Below are 20013 nucleotides of genomic sequence, written 5' to 3' on the forward strand. Positions count from 1 at the left end.
CATTTTCAATACATATAAACTGCCGTTACGGCTGAATCAACCATGTGCGTTGCTTTTCCATCGTAGTAATACAAATCTCCAAGCCCCTTCTCAAAATCATAATTCTTCAAGTAGGCAAGTTTTCCATTTTCTTTGTACTGGAAACTAAATACATCCTGATCAATTTCTTCCTTATTTTTTCCGTCAAACTTCATTAACGTACCGTTGCCTGTTGTAGTGTTGGGGTCAGCCAAATAGTACACTTCTTTTTTATCATCAGAGAAGTAAATGCCCGTTGTGTTCTGGTCTAATTCCATAGCATCTCCTCTGTACAAGCCTAAGTTGCCCATACCGCCATTATAATCATAGAAATATATTAAATCTGTGCTCCCCTGTATAAAGCCCATTTGTTCTACTCCTTTTTGAACTTCAACAGCCTCTTTCTTACCATAAAGGGACTCAACCATGAGTACATTGCCTCCAGTTACCTCATCTGGTACAAAGTAGGCGACCATTTTTCCGTCGTCGGAAACCTGAACAGAAGTAGGAATAACGTTGGTTTCCTGTAAAGTATACACATTGCCAGCCTTATCTGCAATAAATACTTCTTTTTGTCCATACATTAAATTGGAATAATACGTATACAAGGCCTCATCAAAGGAGTTAATTTCCGATAATTTTACTGGGGCAGGTGCCTCCATGGAATATCCAACAACAAATCCATTTTCTCCAGGTAAAGAAGCCGCAGAGATTACAGTATCATGAATCCTTCTCTTCCCAGCGGCAGTTAATACATAAGAGTCCTGGAAAATAGGGTCCATGCTTTCTTCTTGCATTTTCCTTCTTATTTCTTCAATTGCCTCCTGACGTGTCTGGTCGTATTGAGAAATATCTGTAATATCATCCTCAACCAACTGGGCTAAGGAGGTATCATCCGTTCTCATCGCACAATATAAAACATCCTGACCGTTGGGCATAGGCTCAAGATAAGTAACTTGCTCTGCCACCAACTGGGGTTCCTTACCTAAGGCATATTCATAAAGCTGGTAGGTATCGCCCTGTTGCTCCAAATAGTATGCCATGTTGCTTTTTTCTGTAATCAAGTTCAAAGCTACAGAATCCGACAATCTAGTGGGTTCCTCATCTTTTTCCACAACAGCAGCATATAAAGAAATCTTGTCGCCGTTGCTCTTTTTATATAAAACATAAGAACCATCTTTACTTAAGTCATAAGCACCGTTTTCCTGCAAAATATCCTCTGCAACCAGTCGGCTTTGGCCACCATAATAAACATATAAATCCATTTCATCGCCATTTTTAACTAAATAGGCACACTCCTTGCCATCTGCACTGTTGATATAATGGGCCACGCTTTCCCCAAGGACAATAGGCTCCCCATCTTTATTTTTAATATCTTTATAGGATAAAACGCCAACACCATCGGCATTAATCCCCGTTAGATAAAATAAGTCCTCGTTATCCTCCGAAACAGTTGCACCCCAAGCAGAATAGTAGTAGTTGTATGCACCACCATTGCTGATGCCTTCGTTTACCACATAGGGGTCATTTTTTAAATCGTAAAGATATAATTCGTTATCCTTCGCATAGGATATGGCAATATCAGTAGATTTTCCTAAGCCGCCTCCGGTAGCATACCAGCAGTAGCCCAAAAAGCCCACAAAAGCTACCAATCCCAATAATACCTTCCACCAAACACCGCCGTCTTTTTTTGTAGATGCATTTTCAGTTTCCACAACTTTCACTAGGTTGTCCACATTGTCCACAGTTTCATCCACAGAATTTCCACTTTTACTTTGACAATCATCAAAGGTATCCACAGTATCCACAGTTGTTTCCACAGAATTTCCCCTATGAACCCCCTGCATTTCCACAGTTTCATCCACATTTTCAGGTTTGTCCCCATTACCTTCCTGTTTTGTCCCCAAACTTTCTACACCTTTTTTTTCTTCTTCCACAGTTTTTTCCCCATATTTCATTTCATTGTCCACATGACTACCATTCAACGCCTGCTCGTGCTTTCTCTGATCATCCAATCTCATGTCCTCCTTAAAATATTATAAGTAACGCTCTTTTAAAATCAACAATGCTCTGCACCCTATTTTTATCCGCATACAAATGCCCTTTCTAGCAGAAAAAAAAGCGTTGAGTCCTCGCTGAAATCTTTGTTGCTTTCTATTTTTTCTCATTTGTAGTTTCTTTTTCTTAGGTTTATGAAGGGGGTGCCGCCTAATCAACGAAAAAGCGCCCTTGCCCGCTTTTAAAGCCATAAATCCCATTTTAGCGTATTGTATGATTCCTTTTGGTTCCAAATTCACAAAACCAGCCCCTTCCACCGTAATTTAAAATACAATCTTCCTTACAGTTTCTTTTCATACTCCTAGAACTATTCCAGTCCTGCAAAAAAGGTCAAAGTCCCAGTTTTTGTTACAGCACACCAAATGATTATACCATGAAAATGTTTACACAAATCTTAACAAATGATAAAAATATTTCATATTTTCACTTTTCTCCAAAGACAAAATAGATAAAAAATATGTTTTTTATCGTAAAAAATGTCCATCTTACCTCAAGTATGGTACCATATTTTGATAAATTTATAAAGAAAACAGCTATTTGTTAACGAATTGTTAACAAATTTGAATATTTAATGAAATAAATGTTTACAAAATCTAGGTTTTCGAATATAATACTAACATACAAAATTAACAAGAAAGGGTAATTTCATGGAACCCAACGAAAATATATCTTTTGAACATCAATCTACAAAACACTTTTTATCTCTTCATATTTCCCATAAAGGAAACCAAAAGGCAATTCATTTGAAAAAAAGTCATGCTCTCGCAGTTTGTGTGGCAGCCTGTGTGTTCCTTGGCGGTACCGCTGTTTCTTTGGGCTCATACTTCGGTGCGAAAAACGACTTATTGGCTTCCAAGCAGGAATTGCAACAGGTGGAACGCACAAATCGCAAGCTGGAGCAAAACTCCAAAGCTTTAGAAAATGAAAAGAGTGATTATACCCAAAACATTCAGGACCTGCAAAATAAAGCCGCAGAATTAGAAGAAAAAATCAGCGAGTTAGAAAATATGAAAAACAACTTGAATGATCAGCTTGATCACATTAGCACAAGTGACAGTGCTTCTTCGGAAGTTGTTAATGCAGTGGCTAGCTGTTTTGTTGAAACAGAGCAAACAGCTCCTAGCTTTACACCTATTGTAACCACTTCTTTTAATAAGGTTACATCCTTGTCTGTTCAGCTAGATCGCATTGATTCTCGCTTGAATGAAACAGGAACTTCTTTCAGCGAAGTAGCAACAAACGTAACGGAAACCTTATCTGCTTTTAGCGATATCCCAAGTGGTATGCCCGTTAATGGAATTTTATCCACAAGATTTAACCCCAATGGCCTCTCCTCCATAAGTGATGGTAGAATGCATAAGGGTATCGATATCTCCACACGTAGTCAGATTCTTCCCATTTCTGCAACTGCAGCGGGAACCGTTGTAGAGTCCTCCTTTCATAGTGACTTTGGCAACTATGTAGTCATTGACCACGGTAACGGTTTTACAACACGCTACGCACATAACTCGGAAAACTATGTGTCTGCGGGAGATGTTGTAAAAAAAGGGGATACCATTGGAACCACCGGCTCTACAGGGCAATCAACGGGTATTCATTGCCACTATGAAGTTAGTTTAAATGGAGTTTATCAAGATCCAATGGATTATCAATAAAAAAGGATGGCTATGCCATCCTTTTTTATTTCCGCCTCAACATTCTCGTTAACCGCTATTCTTTCATCTCTAGGGGTAGCCCCCTTTTTAAAGGCGAATCCCTTTGTACTGTTTTAATAAGACAAAGCCTTAGTCTAGGTTCAAGCAAAACCTTTCGACATTTTTCAAAAAAGTATAAAACCATACTGTCACTGCATTGACTTGGAACAGTCTTTGGTAAAAGAGCGATAAGCCTCCAAAAATCGGTGCAAAACAAACCCTATAATAAAATCTCTTTGCCCATGGCGAAAGAATAAATATAAACCTCTGTTACCTTCTTGTCCAAAGCCTGCTCTAATGCTTGCTTATATAACTGCAGTTGAATTTTGTACCTCTCACGAAAAGCCTCTTCCTGATAAAGGCGATCACTTTTATAATCCAACAAAACTAACCCTTGGCCTTCCACAAAGAAACAGTCGATAATACCGTTTATCAAAACAGTATCCTCAACATTTTCATATTCTTCACCCAAGTAAAGCTCCTTGGCAGCCATAAGCATGGCAAAGGGCCGTTCCTTTTCTATGACTTCACTTTCTCTCATGCGTTTTGCCAAAGGAGAAGCAAAAAATTGCAATAGCTCTTTCTTCCTTAAAGCCATAACCTCTTTTTCCGTTAGTTTCCCTTTTTGAAGTATTTCTTCAATCAAAGCATTCAGCTTTTCCTCATCATACTCTACCCGTAAATCTGCACTCTCCAAAACCCCATGCATGGCTGTCCCTATTTCTGCTGCTGTTAATGGACGGTCTTTTTTTACCTCTTTGGGAAGTTTTAGGTCTATGGTAGGTAAATCTCCCTCACCCAACAGTTCTTCCATATACTTTCTCTTAACCTCAGAAATAGAAATCTTTGTAGGCAGTTTTGTTGCAGACATATGGGGGTATTGCCATTTCAAAAGATTAAAAATTTCTTCTCTTCTGCCACTGAAGTCTTTTTCCGTATCCCATGTGGCAAAATAATTTTCTTGTTCCTCTAGCTCGGACTTTTCTTCCACTGCTTGCAACAAAATATCTCCCTTGCTTTTTAAAGTAAATTTCCAAGAAGATGCCTCGTTGGCAAACAATTTCTTTGAAACATCATTAGAGAGTTCAAATTCATCTCGTATCCACTTTGCATGGGGGTGCCGCAATAATGCTGGCATGACCCAATCCAAATAACTTTTGCTTCGTCTCAAACGAAAAACAGACAAACGATGTTCATTACCATCGGCAACCATTGCCCATTTTTTCATTGCCTTCTCCATGTCTTTTACCGTTCCAGTCAAAATCAACTTTTCCTTGGCTCTTGTTAGGGCAACGTAAAGCACCCTAAGCTCCTCAGATAAATTTTCCAAACGAATCACTTCCGCCAACGCTGTTTTCGATAACGTACGATACACCGCTCTATGCTCAATATCCTTATAATCCATACCATATCCCCACTGCTGATGGGTAAGCACTGTGGCACGAAGGTCCATTTCGTTGAACTGTTTTCCCGTATCCGCCACAAAAACAACGGGGAATTCCAACCCTTTACTTTTGTGAATGGTCATCACTCGCACCAAGTTTTCTGCCTCGCTTTGTAGCTTTGCCGAAGAAGACTCTGCCTCCGCTGTTTTGATATCTTCCACATATCGAATAAAGAAAAATAAACCTTTATGGCTACCTTTTTCAAATTGCTCCGCCTTTTCAATCAGCAGCCTTAAGTTCGCTTGCCTTAAACTGCCACCAGCAGTCATGCCCACATAATCGTAGTACCCACTTTCCTCATAAAGATAGCGTAACAACTCATGAAGGGTTAACACCTTTACCTGTCGGCGCCATGTTGTTAAATCCTCCATAAAATTCTCCAACTTTTCTTTTATCTGCATATCTTCCCCTTGGGATAAATACCCTTGGATACAGTCAAAAAATAGCCCTTTACCACCAGTCAATCTCATCTGCATCAAATCATCGGCAGAAAGGTTATATAACGGGGAGTGTAGTACAGAAAGAAGGGGAATATCCTGCCTTGGATTATCCAGTAATCTTAATAAATTTAAGACAGTGTCAACCTCAGGAACATCATAGTAGCCTTCTGCCGTTTCAGCATAGTAAGGCAGCCCTGCTTGTCCAAAAACATCGTCTAACACTGTGCCCCAGTTCTTCATACTCCTCAATAAAATTGAAATATCTCGATATTCCAGGGGGCGGTAGTTTCCGCTTTCCTTATCCACCACGCAATACCCTTGGTCCATCATCTCTTTAATTTTATTGGCAATTGCCATGGCTTCCAGCTGACGGCGGTTTAAGTCTTCTAATTCTTCCATCACATCTTCTTCCAAAGCGCTGTTGCTTTCTACCAAAATAACCTCATTTTCTCCTCCATGATGATGTTCTTGGGTTTCTGGGAAAGTTGCCCCAGGGTATAATGCGGTCTCATCGTTGTAATCCACATCACCAAAATCTAAAGACATCATTTGGCGGAATAAAAAGTTGGCTCCATCCAGTACATTTTTACGACTCCTAAAGTTTTTAGAAAGTATCACTTTACGGCACTTGCCCCCTTCTACCAAGGGAAACTCTAGATACTTTTTATTGAATAATTGGGGCATGGCCAAGCGAAAACGATAAATACTCTGTTTTACGTCCCCAACCATGAAACGGTTATTTCTGCCCTTACTCTCGCCTGAAACCGCCGCCAATATCATTTCTTGAACCATATTACTATCCTGATACTCGTCTATCATAATTTCATCGTATCTTTTTTGTATCTCTTCGGCAGCAGCTGTGGGTACAACATGGTCAATGGTGCTTCCTTTTTCCACTAAAATTTCCATGCAAAAATGCTCATAATCATGAAAATCGATCATGAGCTTTACTTTTTTTGCTTCACCAAACCGATTTATAAAACCTCGAATCATCTCCGCCAAAGCCTTAGCCACTGGATATAAGGAACGAATCAGCTGGCTTTGCATTTCTTCACCAAAACAGAAATAGGTCTCTCCTAATTTACTTCGAACATCTTTTGCTTCATTTCGCAAAGATTTAATGTCCTCTGCCAGCTCCTTTTCTTCCCCCCGATAAGCAGGCAGCCTAGGAAACTCTGTTTGAACAAAAGCCATATGCCACTGGGCATAGCCTTGTTCTAAGGCTTCTTCCAAACCTTCCATCCCTTGGGCTTCTTTTTTCAAACATTCAAGGTAGGCTTCAAAACCTGAGGTGGAGGATGCCAGCTTCATTGCTTTTTCTAATAAATATTTTGCAAAAGAAACATTCCCTCGAATTCCTTCTCGAATTAAGTCTATCCATGCACAGGAATCCACCGTTTCCCCTTCTCCCAAGGCAAACTGCTCTGCCATTTCTTCTAATAAACCCACAGGGTCTGGGTATCCTTGGGCAAAGTTATAAAGCTGTAATACCAAATCCTTAAGTCTACTGTCACCTGTTTCCTCACCAAAGGTTTCTAACAATAACAAGAACCCTTTGTTTTCTTGGCTTTGATAAAGCTCCTCAAAATAATCATCTAAAACCTCTTTTTGTAATAGCCTCACCTCGCCAGGGTCACCTGTTCTTACCGCAGGATCTATATCTAAAAGATGATAGTACTCACGGATGGTTTGCAAACAGAAAGAGTGGATGGTTTTTATATCTGCACGGGCAAGGAGTGTCAGCTGATTTTGTAAATGCAAGTTTTGAGGTTCCTGCTCCAATTTCTTGGCAATAGCCCCCCCAATTCTTTGGCTCATTTCCGCCGCCGCTGCATTTGTAAAGGTCACAACCAATAGACGGTCAACATCTGTAGGCGTGTCATCTGTTGTAATTCGCCTGATGATTCGCTCAACCAGCACCGCCGTTTTCCCGCTACCGGCAGCCGCCGAAACCAAAAGGTCACAGTTTCGTGCCTCAATCGCCTGTAATTGTTCTTCTGTCCATCTGCTTTCCCCCATGGGTCCTCATCCTTCCAAATTCATTGTCCCATAGCTCGCTCCATACGCACATGAAAAGGTACATATCCGGAAAACGAACCCATAAAACTACTATATGAATTATACCAGAAGTTACCGATGAAAGCGAAGGAAAATGTAGAAAGCACTTTATCGCCAAATATATACCTTGCTGTTGTTTTTATAAATAAATCTTGGAAGCCTGCCTGATAAATAAAGGCGCATCGCTGCAAAATATCCGCCATTTCTTTTTCACTTTCCGTCAAGTCATAGACATGAAATAAAGCCTCTTTGATATCCTCCCACGACATTTCTTTCTTACGCCTTCTAACCACCCTTATGGTGTGATATATGGCAGCAAGCTTAAAAAATCGTATCATTACTCTTTCATCCATACGCTCCAAATTACTCCTGAAATAATTATGTTCCATAGGTGTTTCCAGAAAGGATTCATATACATCCGCCGCTGTACTTTCTGCGCACTGCACATAAAAGGCACTATAAAATTGATTTTCCAGATTATATGCTCTTTCCACAAAATAAGACTTGCAGTATTCAATCAGCACCTTGCAGCGCTCATCTTTTTTAAAATTCAGCTTTATCATAAATATTCCCCTTTCAATAATGCTATTTCTTTTATTGTAAAGGAATGATGCCAAAGATGCCTTCTTTTTCGTTCGCAAAAAAAGAAAGGCTTCCCCAAAAATCGGGAAAGCCCAAAGGTATAGAACATCTACACCCTATGAAAAAAGCTTGAATTTACAAACTTTTTTCATGCTTACAGCGGATAAGGAAATGCAATTTATTTAACACCATTAACCGCTGTAGAAATTACTTTGTTCTACTTAATATTCCTAGTATGAAGCCATTACTGCACTGCAAATTAGCAAGTGCCACAGTTACCAATCTGGTTGCCACATCCACATCCACCGCCATTACCGCAGCAGCAAAGGAGAATCAAAATCCACAACCAAGAAGAACCATCATTGCCACAACCATTTCCACAACTGTTGCCACCGATAAAGTTGTTACCGCCACAGCAGCATAATAAAATAATGATCCATAACCAAGAAGAGCCTTCATTGCCACAACCATTTCCACAACCAAAACCAAACATACTAAAATACCTCCTTAAGTAATAAGTTTTGCTTACAATTTTATCCTATGAGGTATTTTGTAAAATATTGCCTGTCTATATTTATTTTTTTTTCTTTCTTATTCATACAAAAGTCGGGAAAATTCTGTACAAGTTTTAACAAGGAAGTATCAATTCCTCCACCAAAACCTCCACGGTAAAGCCCCCCATTTCATCTGCAAGGCTAACCAAAAGCAGCTTTTCATGGTCTAAAAAATACAAAACATGGGTCATGTCCCCTTTTTGCCCCAGCAGAATCAGCTCATCTTGTACAGCTTCTCCGTGAAAAGTAACTTCTATTCCTGCTTTTTTATATCTTTCGCCAAAAAGCCTTGCAGTTTTTTCTCCCTCTAAAGCCCATGCAAACATCGCCTTTACCTTCTGTTCCATTATAAACCTCCATAAAGTTTAGATTTATCCGTATAAAAAAGTTCCCTCTGAGCAAAAAGCCCAAAGGGAAAAAATTACGTGATTTAACAACAATATTATAAATTGTTTCGTTTTTCACTGAGCATTTTCTCAAGCTCATCGATAAATGTATTAATATCTTTAAATTGGCGATATACGGAAGCAAAACGCACATAAGCTACTTCGTCTAATTCTTTTAAGCGATCCATAACCATCGTACCGATTACTTTGCTCTCTACTTCCCTCTCACCACTGCCAATCACTGCATTTTCCACATCATCAACCAATTCTTCAATTTGTTTTGCTGTGACAGGGCGTTTATTACAGGACTTCATGATACCGCCGATTAACTTTGTCTTGTCAAAAATTTCCCTTGTACCGTCTCTTTTAATTACAGTAATAGGAATCATATCTATTCTTTCATATGTTGTAAAGCGTTTTCCACAGCTTTCACAAAGGCGACGGCGACGAATGACTGCATTATCATCCTGTGCTCTTGAATCAATTACTTTTGTATCTGCATAATTACAAAAAGGACACTTCAAAATGTTTCCCCCTTTATCAATATTCTTACCCTCTTGCCCACAATTATACGGTAAGAATACCTTTTTGGTCAAGGTCTCATTCATCTGTTACCAAAACATCCGAGGCATCCACTTCAACCAGAATAATGTCATCACCTATTCTCTTGATGCACCTCCAAGGTACAAAGTAGGCCTGCTCTTTACAAAAAAAGTTCCATTTCCCACCATCTTCCGGAATAATTAAGGTGCAAATTTTCCCAGAGTGGGTATCTATTTCTAAATCACAAACAAATCCTAACCGTTTTCCGTCGCAAATATTAATGACTTCTTTCTCCTTCAGACACGAAAATCGCTCCCATTTCATGGATTTTGTCTCCCCTTCCCAGTACATTTATACCAGTTTATGCCATTCCATCGTGAAATTAGCCAAATTTGATTTTTTTATTATTTTCCCTTGACGTCAGTTTCGGAAAGGAATACAATATGTACGGATAATATAATTAAAACAACTATATATTGTGTTTTTATCATTTCTTTTGTAACTTCATTGAAATTATTCAGCATATATAAAGAAGACAAAAAAGATAAAAATATGAAAGGGGCATAACTTTATGATCACAACCATTAAAAAACGTGATGGTAGAACCGCATATTTTGACATCAACAAAATCGCTAACGCCATTGAAAAATCTTTTCAAGCCACAGTAGGAGCAAAGGATTTTGCAACTTGTCTAGACCTTGCACAAGAAGTTTCTGAGAACTTCGAAAAGGATGGTATTACATCCCCCACTGTTGAGCAAATCCAAGATATGGTTGAGAAAATACTCATTGATCATGGCTATGTCCGTACCGCAAAAGCCTATATATTGTATCGGGCCGAACGTACCCGTGTACGCAATATGAACGATAGATTAATGAAAACCTTCCAAGACATTACATACAAAGATGCTAACGATAGCGATATTAAAAGAGAAAATGCAAACATCGATGGAAACACTGCCATGGGTGCCATGTTAAAATATGGCTCTGAAGGGGCAAAGCACTTTTATGAAAGCTACGTTTTAAACCCTGCCCATTCCGAGGCCCACAGAAACGGCGACATTCATATTCACGATTTGGACTTTTATACCCTTACAACAACTTGTTGCCAAATTGACTTAATTAAATTGTTTAAAGGTGGTTTCTCCACAGGCCATGGTGTTTTAAGAGAGCCAAATGATATTGCAAGTTATGCTTCTTTGGCTTGTATCGCCATTCAATCTAACCAAAATGACCAGCATGGCGGACAGTCTATTTCAAACTTTGACCGTGGGTTGGCACCCGGGGTTGCAAAAACATATAAAAAGCGTTATTGCTCCAATTTAGCCTCCCTTTTGGAAGTCATGGATAACCCAAAGATGGGTCAAATAGCAAAAGAAGCATTTGTAAAGCTTGAAAAAAGTGGGTTTTATCCCACATTGGATCCAAACCCAGCATTCGATAAAGCAGAAGAAGAATTGCTGCTGCAAGAAGGGGTAACTCCCGAAATCTATAAAAAAGCAAAGGACTTCTCTGCAAAAAAAGCAACGGAAGAAACAGATAAGGCAACTTATCAAGCAATGGAAGCCTTGCTGCACAACTTAAATACAATGCATAGCCGTGCAGGGGCACAAACCCCATTCTCCTCTGTAAACTACGGCATGGATACCTCTACAGAGGCACGCATGGTAATGAAAAATATGCTTTTGGTAACGGAAGCCGGCTTGGGAAATGGCGAAACAGCAATTTTCCCTATCCAGATTTTCCGTGTGAAGGATGGAATTAACTTTAACCCTGGAGAGGCAAACTATGATTTGTTTAAATTAGCTTGCCGTGTCAGCGCAAAGCGTTTGTTCCCCAACTTCTCCTTTCAGGATGCACCATATAATCTGAAGTACTACAAAGAAGGGGACCCTGATACAGAAATTTCTTACATGGGCTGCAGAACCAGAGTAATGGGCAACGTGCATGACAATGACCGAGAAATTACCCCCGGCCGAGGCAACTTAAGCTTCACCAGCATCAACCTGCCTCGTATTGCTATTCTTTCCAACAAAAATATCGATTGGTTCTTTAAAGAATTAGATAGCAAGATTGATTTGGTTGTTTCACAACTGTTGGAACGCTTTGAAATTCAGGCAAAGAAGAAAGTGCATAACTACCCATTCCTTATGGGCGAAGGCGTATGGATTGACAGCGATAAATTAGCTCCCACGGAAGAAGTACGTGAAGTAATCAAACACGGAACATTATCCATGGGCTTTATCGGCTTAGCGGAAACCTTAAAAGCCCTCATCGGCGTGCATCACGGCGAAAGCGAAATCGCTCAAAACTTAGGTGTTGATATTATAAGCCATATGCGTAGCCGTATGGATGAATACTCTAAAAAAACAGGCATGAACTTTACCTTATTGGCAACCCCTGCAGAAGGCCTTTCCGGAAGATTTATCCGTATGGACCGTGCAAGGTTTGGTGATATCGAAGGGGTTACGGATAAAGAATATTATACAAACAGTTTCCATATCCCAGTTTATTACCCCATCAGCGCCTTCAAAAAGATTCAGCTTGAAGCACCATATCATAACCTGACCAATGCTGGCCACATTACTTATGTAGAGCTGGATGGGGACCCTAGCACAAACTTGGACGCTTTCGAAAAAATTATCCGCTACATGAAAACCCAAAATATCGGATACGGCTCCATCAACCATCCCATTGATCGTGACCCAATTTGTGGATATACGGGTATCATCGGGGATACGTGCCCTAGTTGCGGTAGAAAAGAAGATGATGGCGAAGTAGGGTTCCAGCGTATTCGTCGTATTACTGGATATTTAGTTGGCACCTTAGATCGCTTTAATAACGCAAAACGTGCCGAGGTGAAAGATCGAGTAAAACACTCTGTTGTTGCAGATGTAAAAATGGACGCAAAGAAGGGTTGATTCCATGGAAATTCGACTAAGCGGTATGGTAAATGATTCTATCGTAGATGGTCCAGGGATACGGCTAACGGTTTTTACCCAAGGCTGCCCCCACCACTGCCCTGACTGCCATAATCCCCAAACCCATGACCCACAAGGCGGGTTCCTTGGGGATACCCATTTGATCCTTAAGGCTTTGGCAGAAAACCCTCTGTTAGATGGTGTTACCCTATCAGGCGGGGAACCCTTAGATCAGCCCATCCCCTGCAAACATATTGCCGAAGGTGCAAAAAAATTGGGGCTGAATGTTTGGGCATATACCGGATATCTATGGGAAAATCTTTTAGACCAAAAAAATCCCAATGTCATGAATCTCTTACAACATATAGATGTATTAATTGACGGGCCTTTTTTGAAAGAACAACGGTCTTTGGAACTACAATTTTGCGGAAGCAAAAACCAACGGCTGATGGACGTAAAAAAATCCCTTGAGCAAGGGGAAGTGGTTCTTTGGGAAAGAGAAACTGATTTCTAAACTTGCATAAAAAGGCATCCTTTCTTGGATGCCTTTTTTTATGACTCAAACACACCCTCTATGACTGTCCTCCATTCATAAAAATAACCCCACTGTAACCTTTTGGCTAAGTGGGGTTTCTTTTATATTCCTATTTTTTACCTGATTTCTTCATTTTCCCCCTGTTCTTCCTGCACCGCACCTTCATCTTCATCTTCTTTTTGTTCTTGAAGGTTCGGCTCTTTTGCCAAAGGAAATTGCACAAAAGATTTAAACATATCGCCATCAATGGAAAGGGTAAACTTCCCTTTTTGTATTTCCACCAAGCTACGGGCAATGTTTAGTCCCAAACCACTGCCCTCCGTAGAACGAGAGCTATCCCCTCGCACGAAGCGTTCCATCAATTCATCGGGTGCAACATTTAGCTGCTCCCTAGAAATATTTTTCATGGAAATTAACCCATACTGGCCTTTCTTTGCAACATCCACATAAACCCTTGTTCCAGGCTGAGAATATTTACAAGCATTGCTCAAAAGGTTACTTAATACACGCCAAGTCAAATTACCGTCAACCATACCATAAATCGGTTCATCCAAAGCGGTAATCACTACTTCCAAGTTTGACAGTTCCAGTTTTTCTTCATACTCTGCTACCCCCTGATGAACCAACTCACAAAGATCCGTAGGTACCAGATTGGCGGAAATATTACCTGTTGACGCCTTCGATGCCTCTACCAAATCCTCTGTTAGTTTTTTCAACCGTCTGGATTGACGATCCAAAACCTCTAAATACTCCTGTGCCTGTCCTGTTAACCCCTGTTTTTTTAATAAGTCAACATAGTTGATAATAGAGGTTAACGGGGTCTTAATGTCGTGGGACACATTAGTAATTAACTCCGTTTTTAATCGTTCACTTTTGATTTTTTGCTCCATGGCAATCAAGGCACCCTTAGACAGGCTATTTAAATTGTTCCCATGACGTCTAAAAGTGCGAAACATTCTGGAAATATCCACCTTATACTCTAAGTTTCCGTTGGCCAACTGTTCCCCTGCTTTTTTCAGTTTTTGCAGCTGGGCTGAGGTGGAAAGAAGCAACACCATAATAATGCAATTCACAACAAAAACACTAAAGCTATTATAGGAATTTGCAAAATAAAAGCTCGAAATTAAAAGCCATGCTACCCCTACTTTCCAAGTCATAGGTAAAGCGGTTATGGCATCTCTCATGGTAGTAACCACAGCAATAGCAAATTTCCATCCAATATGGAAAAACCAATAGGTGATAGAATTTCTCCACCATTTCCCCATTTTTAGTCTTGTACTAATGCTCATTAATACCGCCACCCCTAAGGCCGATAGATAAAACAGAACACTCAAAAGGACAATTAGATGGGAAAAACTATTAAAAGGATAAATTTCATGAAGTCCTGCCACGGGGATCGCTCCCAACATTAGCACCAGACCAAAATAAATTTCCAAAGGGATACGATCCTGAAGGTTTGGCGTAATCACATCACTATCCCCCCTGTGTCCTGCGGCACATAACAAGTAGATTAAAGAAGCAAAAAATACTAGCATGCTGACCAATGCCAAAAGAAGCATCCACATTCTAAGGTTATAAGCCATTTCATAAAGTTGATATGACATCCAATAGTTATCCGAAGCCGTTAGCGGGCTTTTCACATAGCTTTTTAGTTGAATAACCAAAGGCTCATCATATTCAATCCATTTTCCATTTGAGTCATAATACTCAAAAATAGAGTAGGTAAAGCTTTTGGTTGCCCCTGCTACTTCAGGTACATTACCTTGATTTAATATATTTCCTCCGCCATCAAAAATTTGAAAACCGAAATTCGAGTTACCCTTTGCTTTCCATTCCTCTAACCCTATCGGGTCATACTTGTACAGATCAAAAATGTCATCAGCATATTGTCTGGTTGTCCTTTCACACAAAGATGTTTCGTAATAAGAGTGAGGGCTACCACTATAAAAACCACTTTCTCCCCCCAAAATCACAGTAGATACACTAATTAAACCTGAAACCGCAGAAATCACCACAAGGAATAAGGCCAGAACTTTAAACCCGAGATTATGGGTGACCTTTGTCATTATTCTTTAGCCTCCTTTTCAATTTTATAACCAAGACCCCAAACCACTTTTAAATAACGAGGTTCCGAGGGATTGATTTCAATTTTTTCTCGCAGATGACGAATGTGTACCGCTACAACACTACCTGAACCATAAGCATCTTCATTCCAAATTTGCTCATAAATTTGGGTAGATGAGAATACACGCCCGGGATTTTCCATAAGAAGTTTTAAAATGTTATATTCGCTAGGGGTCAACGAAACGGGCTCGCCGTCCACAGTAACGGTTTTAGATTCATCGTCTAAATCTATACCGCCGATAACCAAATGGGAAGCTTTTTTCGCCATACCCCCTAAAGAAGTATACCGCCTTAACTGAGAACGCACCCGTGCCATTACTTCTATGGGGTTAAAAGGCTTTGTAATATAATCATCTGCACCAATATTTAACCCTAGGATTTTATCACTATCTTCACTCTTTGCCGTAAGCAAAATAATGGGTATATTGGAAGACTCCCGAAGCTTTGCCGTAGCCGAAATACCATCCATTTGAGGCATCATAATATCCATCAAAATTAGGTGAATATCATTGTTTTCAACCACTTGTAAGGCCTCTTTTCCTGTATACGCAGTAAAGATTTTATAATTCTCCGTAGAAAGATAAATAGATAAGGCAGAAACGATATCCTTCTCATCATCACAAATTAAAATATTGTACATGAAGTACACCTCCGTCATTCTGTAAATTCATTGTATAAAAAAGCCCTTAAGAAACCATCGGGAATTTTTTTAATTTTCCCTTAAGATTCTAATTTTCGTATTTATTAAGATTTTTGTTAAGTTCTTCTTAAAATATATACCCTATATTTAATGAAGACAATAAAAACTTGTAAAAGTTCGGAAAGGTGGTATATAAAGTGGAAGAACTACTATGGGTAGCAGTTGTGCTGGGATTGCTTCTAAGACTCATTAGCTTATATTTTGGTGGCATCGCTTGTTTCGCATTAAAAAAAGAAGTGCAATATCCCCAAGCAAAAAAAATGCGTCGCATTGCCGTCATGACCGCCGCCAGAAATGAGGAATCTGTAATCGGAGGTTTTATCGAAAGCATTCAAAAACAAGAGTATCCACAGGAATTATTTGACGTATTCGTCATTCCCAATAATTGTACTGACAATACGGAAGGCACAGCAAAAGCCTATGGCGCCCAAATAATCCACTGTCCCTTCCCTGTAAAACACAAGGGCGATGCCTTACATCAGGCATTGATGCAGCTACAAAAAAAAGGGTATGATGCTTTTTGCATATTCGATTCTGATAATATCGTGAAATCCGATTTCCTTCTTAGAATCAATGATGCCTTTGATGCAGGAGCAAAAGTTGTAAAGGGTCGACAACTAGCGTGCAATGCCCATGCCTCTTGGGTTTCAGGATGCTATAATATATATTTTAACCTATTTCATTTATTTTTCAACAAAGCAAGAGGTGCTTGTGGCCTTTCCGCAAAATTAGTAGGTACAGGCTTTGCAGTACATAAAGATGTTTTAGAAAGGCTTGGCGGTTGGAATACCGCAACCATAGCCGAGGATGCAGAGTTCTCCGCACAATGCGCATTACTAGGGGAGCGTGTTTGGTGGGTACCCGATGCCATCACATACGACGAACAGCCCACGTCCTTTCGCACCTCCTTGGTACAACGCCGTCGTTGGTGTAGTGGTATTATGCAGGTGGCAAAACTTGAATTCACAAGTTTAGTGAAACGACTTTTTAAGCCAAATTGGGCTTTTGCTGCGGATTTTACCATGTTTTTAATGGGGGCTTTTGCCCAGGCACTGTCTATTGTTCCCCTAGGTCTAACCTTCTTGGCAGCCGTCCTCGACGGTGGAGATGGGATCTTAAACTTCTTCCAAGTTATGGGGGCCTACTTTGTGTTCTATTATAGCATTATGTTTTCTATGGCGGTTTTTCTTACCTATCACCAAGAAAAGAAAGTGTTCCCAAAAGAAATGCGCTCAGCAATTTTTATGTTTCCTATTTTTATGGCATCTTGGATTCCATTGCAGGTATTGAGCTTGTTTAAAGAGACAAGCAGTTGGAAAGAAATTCGTCATACGGGGAAAAACAAAAGTTCTCTCCCCACTTCTTAACAGGTAGCATTGCTATTGTTTAACCAAATAAGATTACTCAAAACTACCCCCATACATAAAAGCGACAGATATGTTTCTGCCGCTTTTTTCTTTCAATATTTAATTCCCTTCGCCTTTATTTTATACACTCTCTGCAGGGTGACTTTCCTGTACCATAAGGGAAAATTCGTTGAGGTGGGACAGTATATCCCTTTCTCCCCAATACATTACTTCAAGAATTCTATTATCTTTCTGTAAATAGATCTTTGTATCGCCTACACTTTCCGCAATCCAAACCTGATCCACATCCAAATCCTCTTCTTCAAACTTAGTTGTATGATAAAGTCTCATCATTTTTTGAAGTAACCCATTGGCTAATGCTTCATATCTTAACTCAATATAGGTCAACCGAATGTGGGCATCACCCCTCTGCATCTTTCCATTCAAAACGTAGTTTGTTCTTCCATACTCCTCTATCTCATACTGAATAGGAGCCAAAAGAGATGTCCTTGTGTCTATATATGTACCCTCGTTCCAATACTCCATTTCAGGTTTTTCTGTCTCAATTTCCTCAAGCGTCACATAGGAAAAAGGCACACTAATTTTTGCAGAATCCACCTTATCATAGTTATACAATCCAACTCCCTCGGTAATAATGGGAATAAATAAAACTGCAAAAGCGAAAAAATTCAAAACTGTCTCCGCACGAATCCATTTGGTAGTAGGAATATATGGTGAATCTTCTTCCACACCAGAATCCATACCTTCCAACTTCTTTTTGATAAGGACATAGGAGCGATATTCACGGATACTCTGCATCGTATAAATTATTATAGCGATAATGAAGGCATAGCCACGGTATTCTTCTGACCCAAGAATATAGTCATCAAAACTCATATAAAGTATTGCCAACTGTGCCCCAAGAAAAAAAATTACTCCTGCACCTGCAAGCCACATACTGTTACGCTTTTTCTTCTCAAGTTCTTCATACAGACGCCGCTCCTCTTCTTTTGAATAAGGAATAGGATTTGGATATTCATCACTATTTGAGAAAACATAAAATGTTCTTTGAAGGACAGCTACAAAATTCCAGCCTTTCTCTTCAAATGGCTCTATCACTGTACTTGGAACTACTTCATCTTCCACTTCTTTTAGTATTAAGCGATATTTTAATTTTTGGCAACACTCATCCTTAAACTTGGCTTTTTTCCCCGTAAAAGAATCTAATATAAGGCCCTCATCAGCCATTTGTGATAGCCATTGTTCCATGGCCACTGTATCAAATATATTTACTGGAATAAGTCGTTTTTCCATAGAAAACCTCCTTATTAAACAAATTAAAATCCAGATTGTACCATATTGAATATATCAATATGTTTAAAATTTGTCAACCAAACAAAAAGGTTAACCCTTACGGATTAACCTTCTGCATGTTTTCTTTGGCAATCTGCGCATATCCCATAAAGAATCAGCTGTTCACATTCCACTTCGAAATCTAACTCTTTCGCTAACTTTTTATGAATATCCGTCAAATCATCCATGTATAAATCTCTTACCTGCCCACACTCGGTACAAACCGTATGGGGATGGCATTTTACAACAGCATCATAACGAGAACTTCCCTCTCTCACATTCAGTTCCTGAACTAATCCAAGCTGCTTAAAAAAATCTAAGGTTTTGTAAACCGTAGCCAAGCTCATTGTTGGATTTGTTGGTTCTAGTGCTTTATAGATGGTTTCCGCATTAGGATGCTCTGAGGTACTTAACAACATATTGTAAACTGCAATACGCTGTGGTGTTACTTTTAGACCTTTTTCTCTTAAAATCTGTGCAGTTTCTCTCATATGCAAAACTCCTAAACGATAACTATTTTTATATAATAATAATGCATAACAGCAAATTAGTCAATAGTAAATAAAGCCAACATATAAAAAACCACTTTTCAAAATATTGTTTTATGCCTTGGTTTGTGCTACAATTTCAAACATAAATTGAAAGGAGGACATACTATGCATATTGTACTTTTAGAGCCTGAGATACCGCAAAATGCAGGAAATATTGCAAGAACATGCGCTGTCACCAACTCTGTTTTACACCTAATTAAACCTTTGGGGTTTTCGGTAGATGATAAATATTTAAAGCGTGCAGGCTTAGATTATTGGAATCTTCTTGATATTCGTTATTATGATAATTTCCAAGAATTTATTGAAAAAAATCAAGGAGTTCGCCTTTGGATGGCGACGACAAAAGCCAAACATGTATATTCTGATATAACCTATGAGGAAAATGACTATTTTATGTTCGGACGGGAAAGTGCAGGTATCCCAGAAGAAATCCTCATGGCGTATGAAGCAAATACCATCCGTATCCCCATGTTGGCAGAGGCTAGAAGCCTAAACCTATCAAACTCCGTAGCCATTGTAATCTACGAGGCTCTTCGCCAGAAGGGCTTCCCCGGTATGCTTTTTGAAGGGCAATTACACAATCACACTTGGTAAAAACCCTAGACTCTTATAGGCAAGGCTCCCTTGCCTTTTTTATTGAAACATATCATCAAAAGAAAAACCACCGGCCCTTTTAAAAGACCGGTGGATAGCCTATTAAGCTTTA

16 protein-coding genes are annotated in these 20013 nt (G+C 39.5%); 5 read left to right on the forward strand and 11 right to left on the reverse strand.

Going from position 1 to position 20013, the window contains the following annotated elements; genetic code table 11:
* Positions 1 to 5: 5 nt before the first annotated feature.
* The gene (locus tag RBQ60_RS13425) at positions 6 to 2033 is read right to left on the reverse strand and encodes a hypothetical protein (RefSeq protein ID WP_307884181.1); all 2028 of its coding nucleotides are present in this window, start codon (positions 2031 to 2033) and stop codon (positions 6 to 8) included.
* Between the two features lie 786 nt (positions 2034 to 2819).
* Here RBQ60_RS13425 and RBQ60_RS13430 point away from each other — a divergent pair.
* Entirely contained in the window at positions 2820 to 3731 is a 912-nt protein-coding gene (locus RBQ60_RS13430) for a M23 family metallopeptidase (protein WP_307884182.1), read from the forward strand.
* Positions 3732 to 3990: 259 nt separating this feature from the next.
* Here the strand turns inward: RBQ60_RS13430 and addA are convergent, their stop codons facing one another.
* The 6 genes from addA to RBQ60_RS13460 all read right to left on the reverse strand — a co-directional run bounded on the left by addA (position 3991) and on the right by RBQ60_RS13460 (position 10102).
* Positions 3991 to 7674: a helicase-exonuclease AddAB subunit AddA gene (addA, locus tag RBQ60_RS13435; protein ID WP_307884183.1), complete on the reverse strand. Its 3684-nt coding sequence runs from the start codon at positions 7672 to 7674 to the stop codon at positions 3991 to 3993.
* A gap of 20 nt (positions 7675 to 7694) precedes the next feature.
* A complete protein-coding gene (locus RBQ60_RS13440; RefSeq protein ID WP_307884184.1) occupies positions 7695 to 8276 on the reverse strand; it encodes a hypothetical protein in 582 nt (193 codons plus the stop codon).
* Between the two features lie 278 nt (positions 8277 to 8554).
* Positions 8555 to 8788 (reverse strand): chorion class high-cysteine HCB protein 13, encoded by a 234-nt coding sequence (locus RBQ60_RS13445; protein ID WP_307884185.1) that lies wholly within the window; start codon positions 8786 to 8788, stop codon positions 8555 to 8557.
* A 135-nt stretch (positions 8789 to 8923) separates the two neighbouring features.
* Entirely contained in the window at positions 8924 to 9196 is a 273-nt protein-coding gene (locus tag RBQ60_RS13450) for a hypothetical protein (protein WP_307884186.1), read from the reverse strand.
* A gap of 95 nt (positions 9197 to 9291) precedes the next feature.
* Complete coding sequence (gene nrdR / locus RBQ60_RS13455) at positions 9292 to 9759, reverse strand: transcriptional regulator NrdR (RefSeq protein ID WP_307884187.1); 468 nt, start codon at positions 9757 to 9759, stop codon at positions 9292 to 9294.
* A gap of 76 nt (positions 9760 to 9835) precedes the next feature.
* Positions 9836 to 10102 carry a YlmC/YmxH family sporulation protein gene (locus tag RBQ60_RS13460; protein ID WP_307884188.1) on the reverse strand — a complete coding sequence of 89 codons (267 nt, stop codon included), beginning with the start codon at positions 10100 to 10102 and terminating at the stop codon, positions 9836 to 9838.
* 247 nt (positions 10103 to 10349) lie between these two features.
* Here RBQ60_RS13460 and RBQ60_RS13465 point away from each other — a divergent pair, with 247 nt between their 5' ends.
* Positions 10350 to 12698 (forward strand): anaerobic ribonucleoside triphosphate reductase, encoded by a 2349-nt coding sequence (locus tag RBQ60_RS13465; protein ID WP_307884189.1) that lies wholly within the window; start codon positions 10350 to 10352, stop codon positions 12696 to 12698.
* Between the two features lie 4 nt (positions 12699 to 12702).
* Positions 12703 to 13212 (forward strand): anaerobic ribonucleoside-triphosphate reductase activating protein, encoded by a 510-nt coding sequence (nrdG, locus tag RBQ60_RS13470; RefSeq protein ID WP_307884190.1) that lies wholly within the window; start codon positions 12703 to 12705, stop codon positions 13210 to 13212.
* Positions 13213 to 13349: 137 nt separating this feature from the next.
* On the opposite strand, the gene RBQ60_RS13475 is transcribed toward nrdG, so the two are convergent.
* Positions 13350 to 15299 carry a sensor histidine kinase gene (locus tag RBQ60_RS13475; protein ID WP_307884191.1) on the reverse strand — a complete coding sequence of 650 codons (1950 nt, stop codon included), beginning with the start codon at positions 15297 to 15299 and terminating at the stop codon, positions 13350 to 13352.
* The gene (locus RBQ60_RS13480; protein ID WP_307884192.1) at positions 15299 to 15997 is read right to left on the reverse strand and encodes a response regulator transcription factor; all 699 of its coding nucleotides are present in this window, start codon (positions 15995 to 15997) and stop codon (positions 15299 to 15301) included. Before RBQ60_RS13480 ends, RBQ60_RS13475 begins: the two co-directional genes overlap by 1 nt.
* Before the next feature lie 197 nt (positions 15998 to 16194).
* Between RBQ60_RS13480 and RBQ60_RS13485 the strand changes: the two genes are divergently transcribed.
* Positions 16195 to 17424, forward strand: coding sequence for a glycosyltransferase family 2 protein (locus RBQ60_RS13485; protein WP_307884193.1), 1230 nt, complete (start codon positions 16195 to 16197; stop codon positions 17422 to 17424).
* 120 nt (positions 17425 to 17544) lie between these two features.
* Here RBQ60_RS13485 and RBQ60_RS13490 read toward each other — a convergent pair whose 3' ends face one another.
* Both RBQ60_RS13490 and RBQ60_RS13495 read right to left on the reverse strand, forming a co-directional pair.
* On the reverse strand, positions 17545 to 18717 hold the full coding sequence (locus tag RBQ60_RS13490) for a DUF2812 domain-containing protein (RefSeq protein WP_307884194.1): 1173 nt from the start codon (positions 18715 to 18717) through the stop codon (positions 17545 to 17547).
* Positions 18718 to 18821: 104 nt separating this feature from the next.
* Complete coding sequence (locus RBQ60_RS13495; RefSeq protein ID WP_307884195.1) at positions 18822 to 19247, reverse strand: Fur family transcriptional regulator; 426 nt, start codon at positions 19245 to 19247, stop codon at positions 18822 to 18824.
* A 165-nt stretch (positions 19248 to 19412) separates the two neighbouring features.
* On the opposite strand from RBQ60_RS13495, the gene trmL reads away from it, so the two are divergent.
* On the forward strand, positions 19413 to 19901 hold the full coding sequence (gene trmL / locus RBQ60_RS13500; RefSeq protein ID WP_307884196.1) for a tRNA (uridine(34)/cytosine(34)/5-carboxymethylaminomethyluridine(34)-2'-O)-methyltransferase TrmL: 489 nt from the start codon (positions 19413 to 19415) through the stop codon (positions 19899 to 19901).
* Positions 19902 to 20013: the final 112 nt, after the last annotated feature.

Source organism: Anaerotignum sp. MB30-C6 (assembly GCF_030908465.1).
GTDB lineage: Bacteria > Bacillota > Clostridia > Lachnospirales > Anaerotignaceae > Chakrabartyella.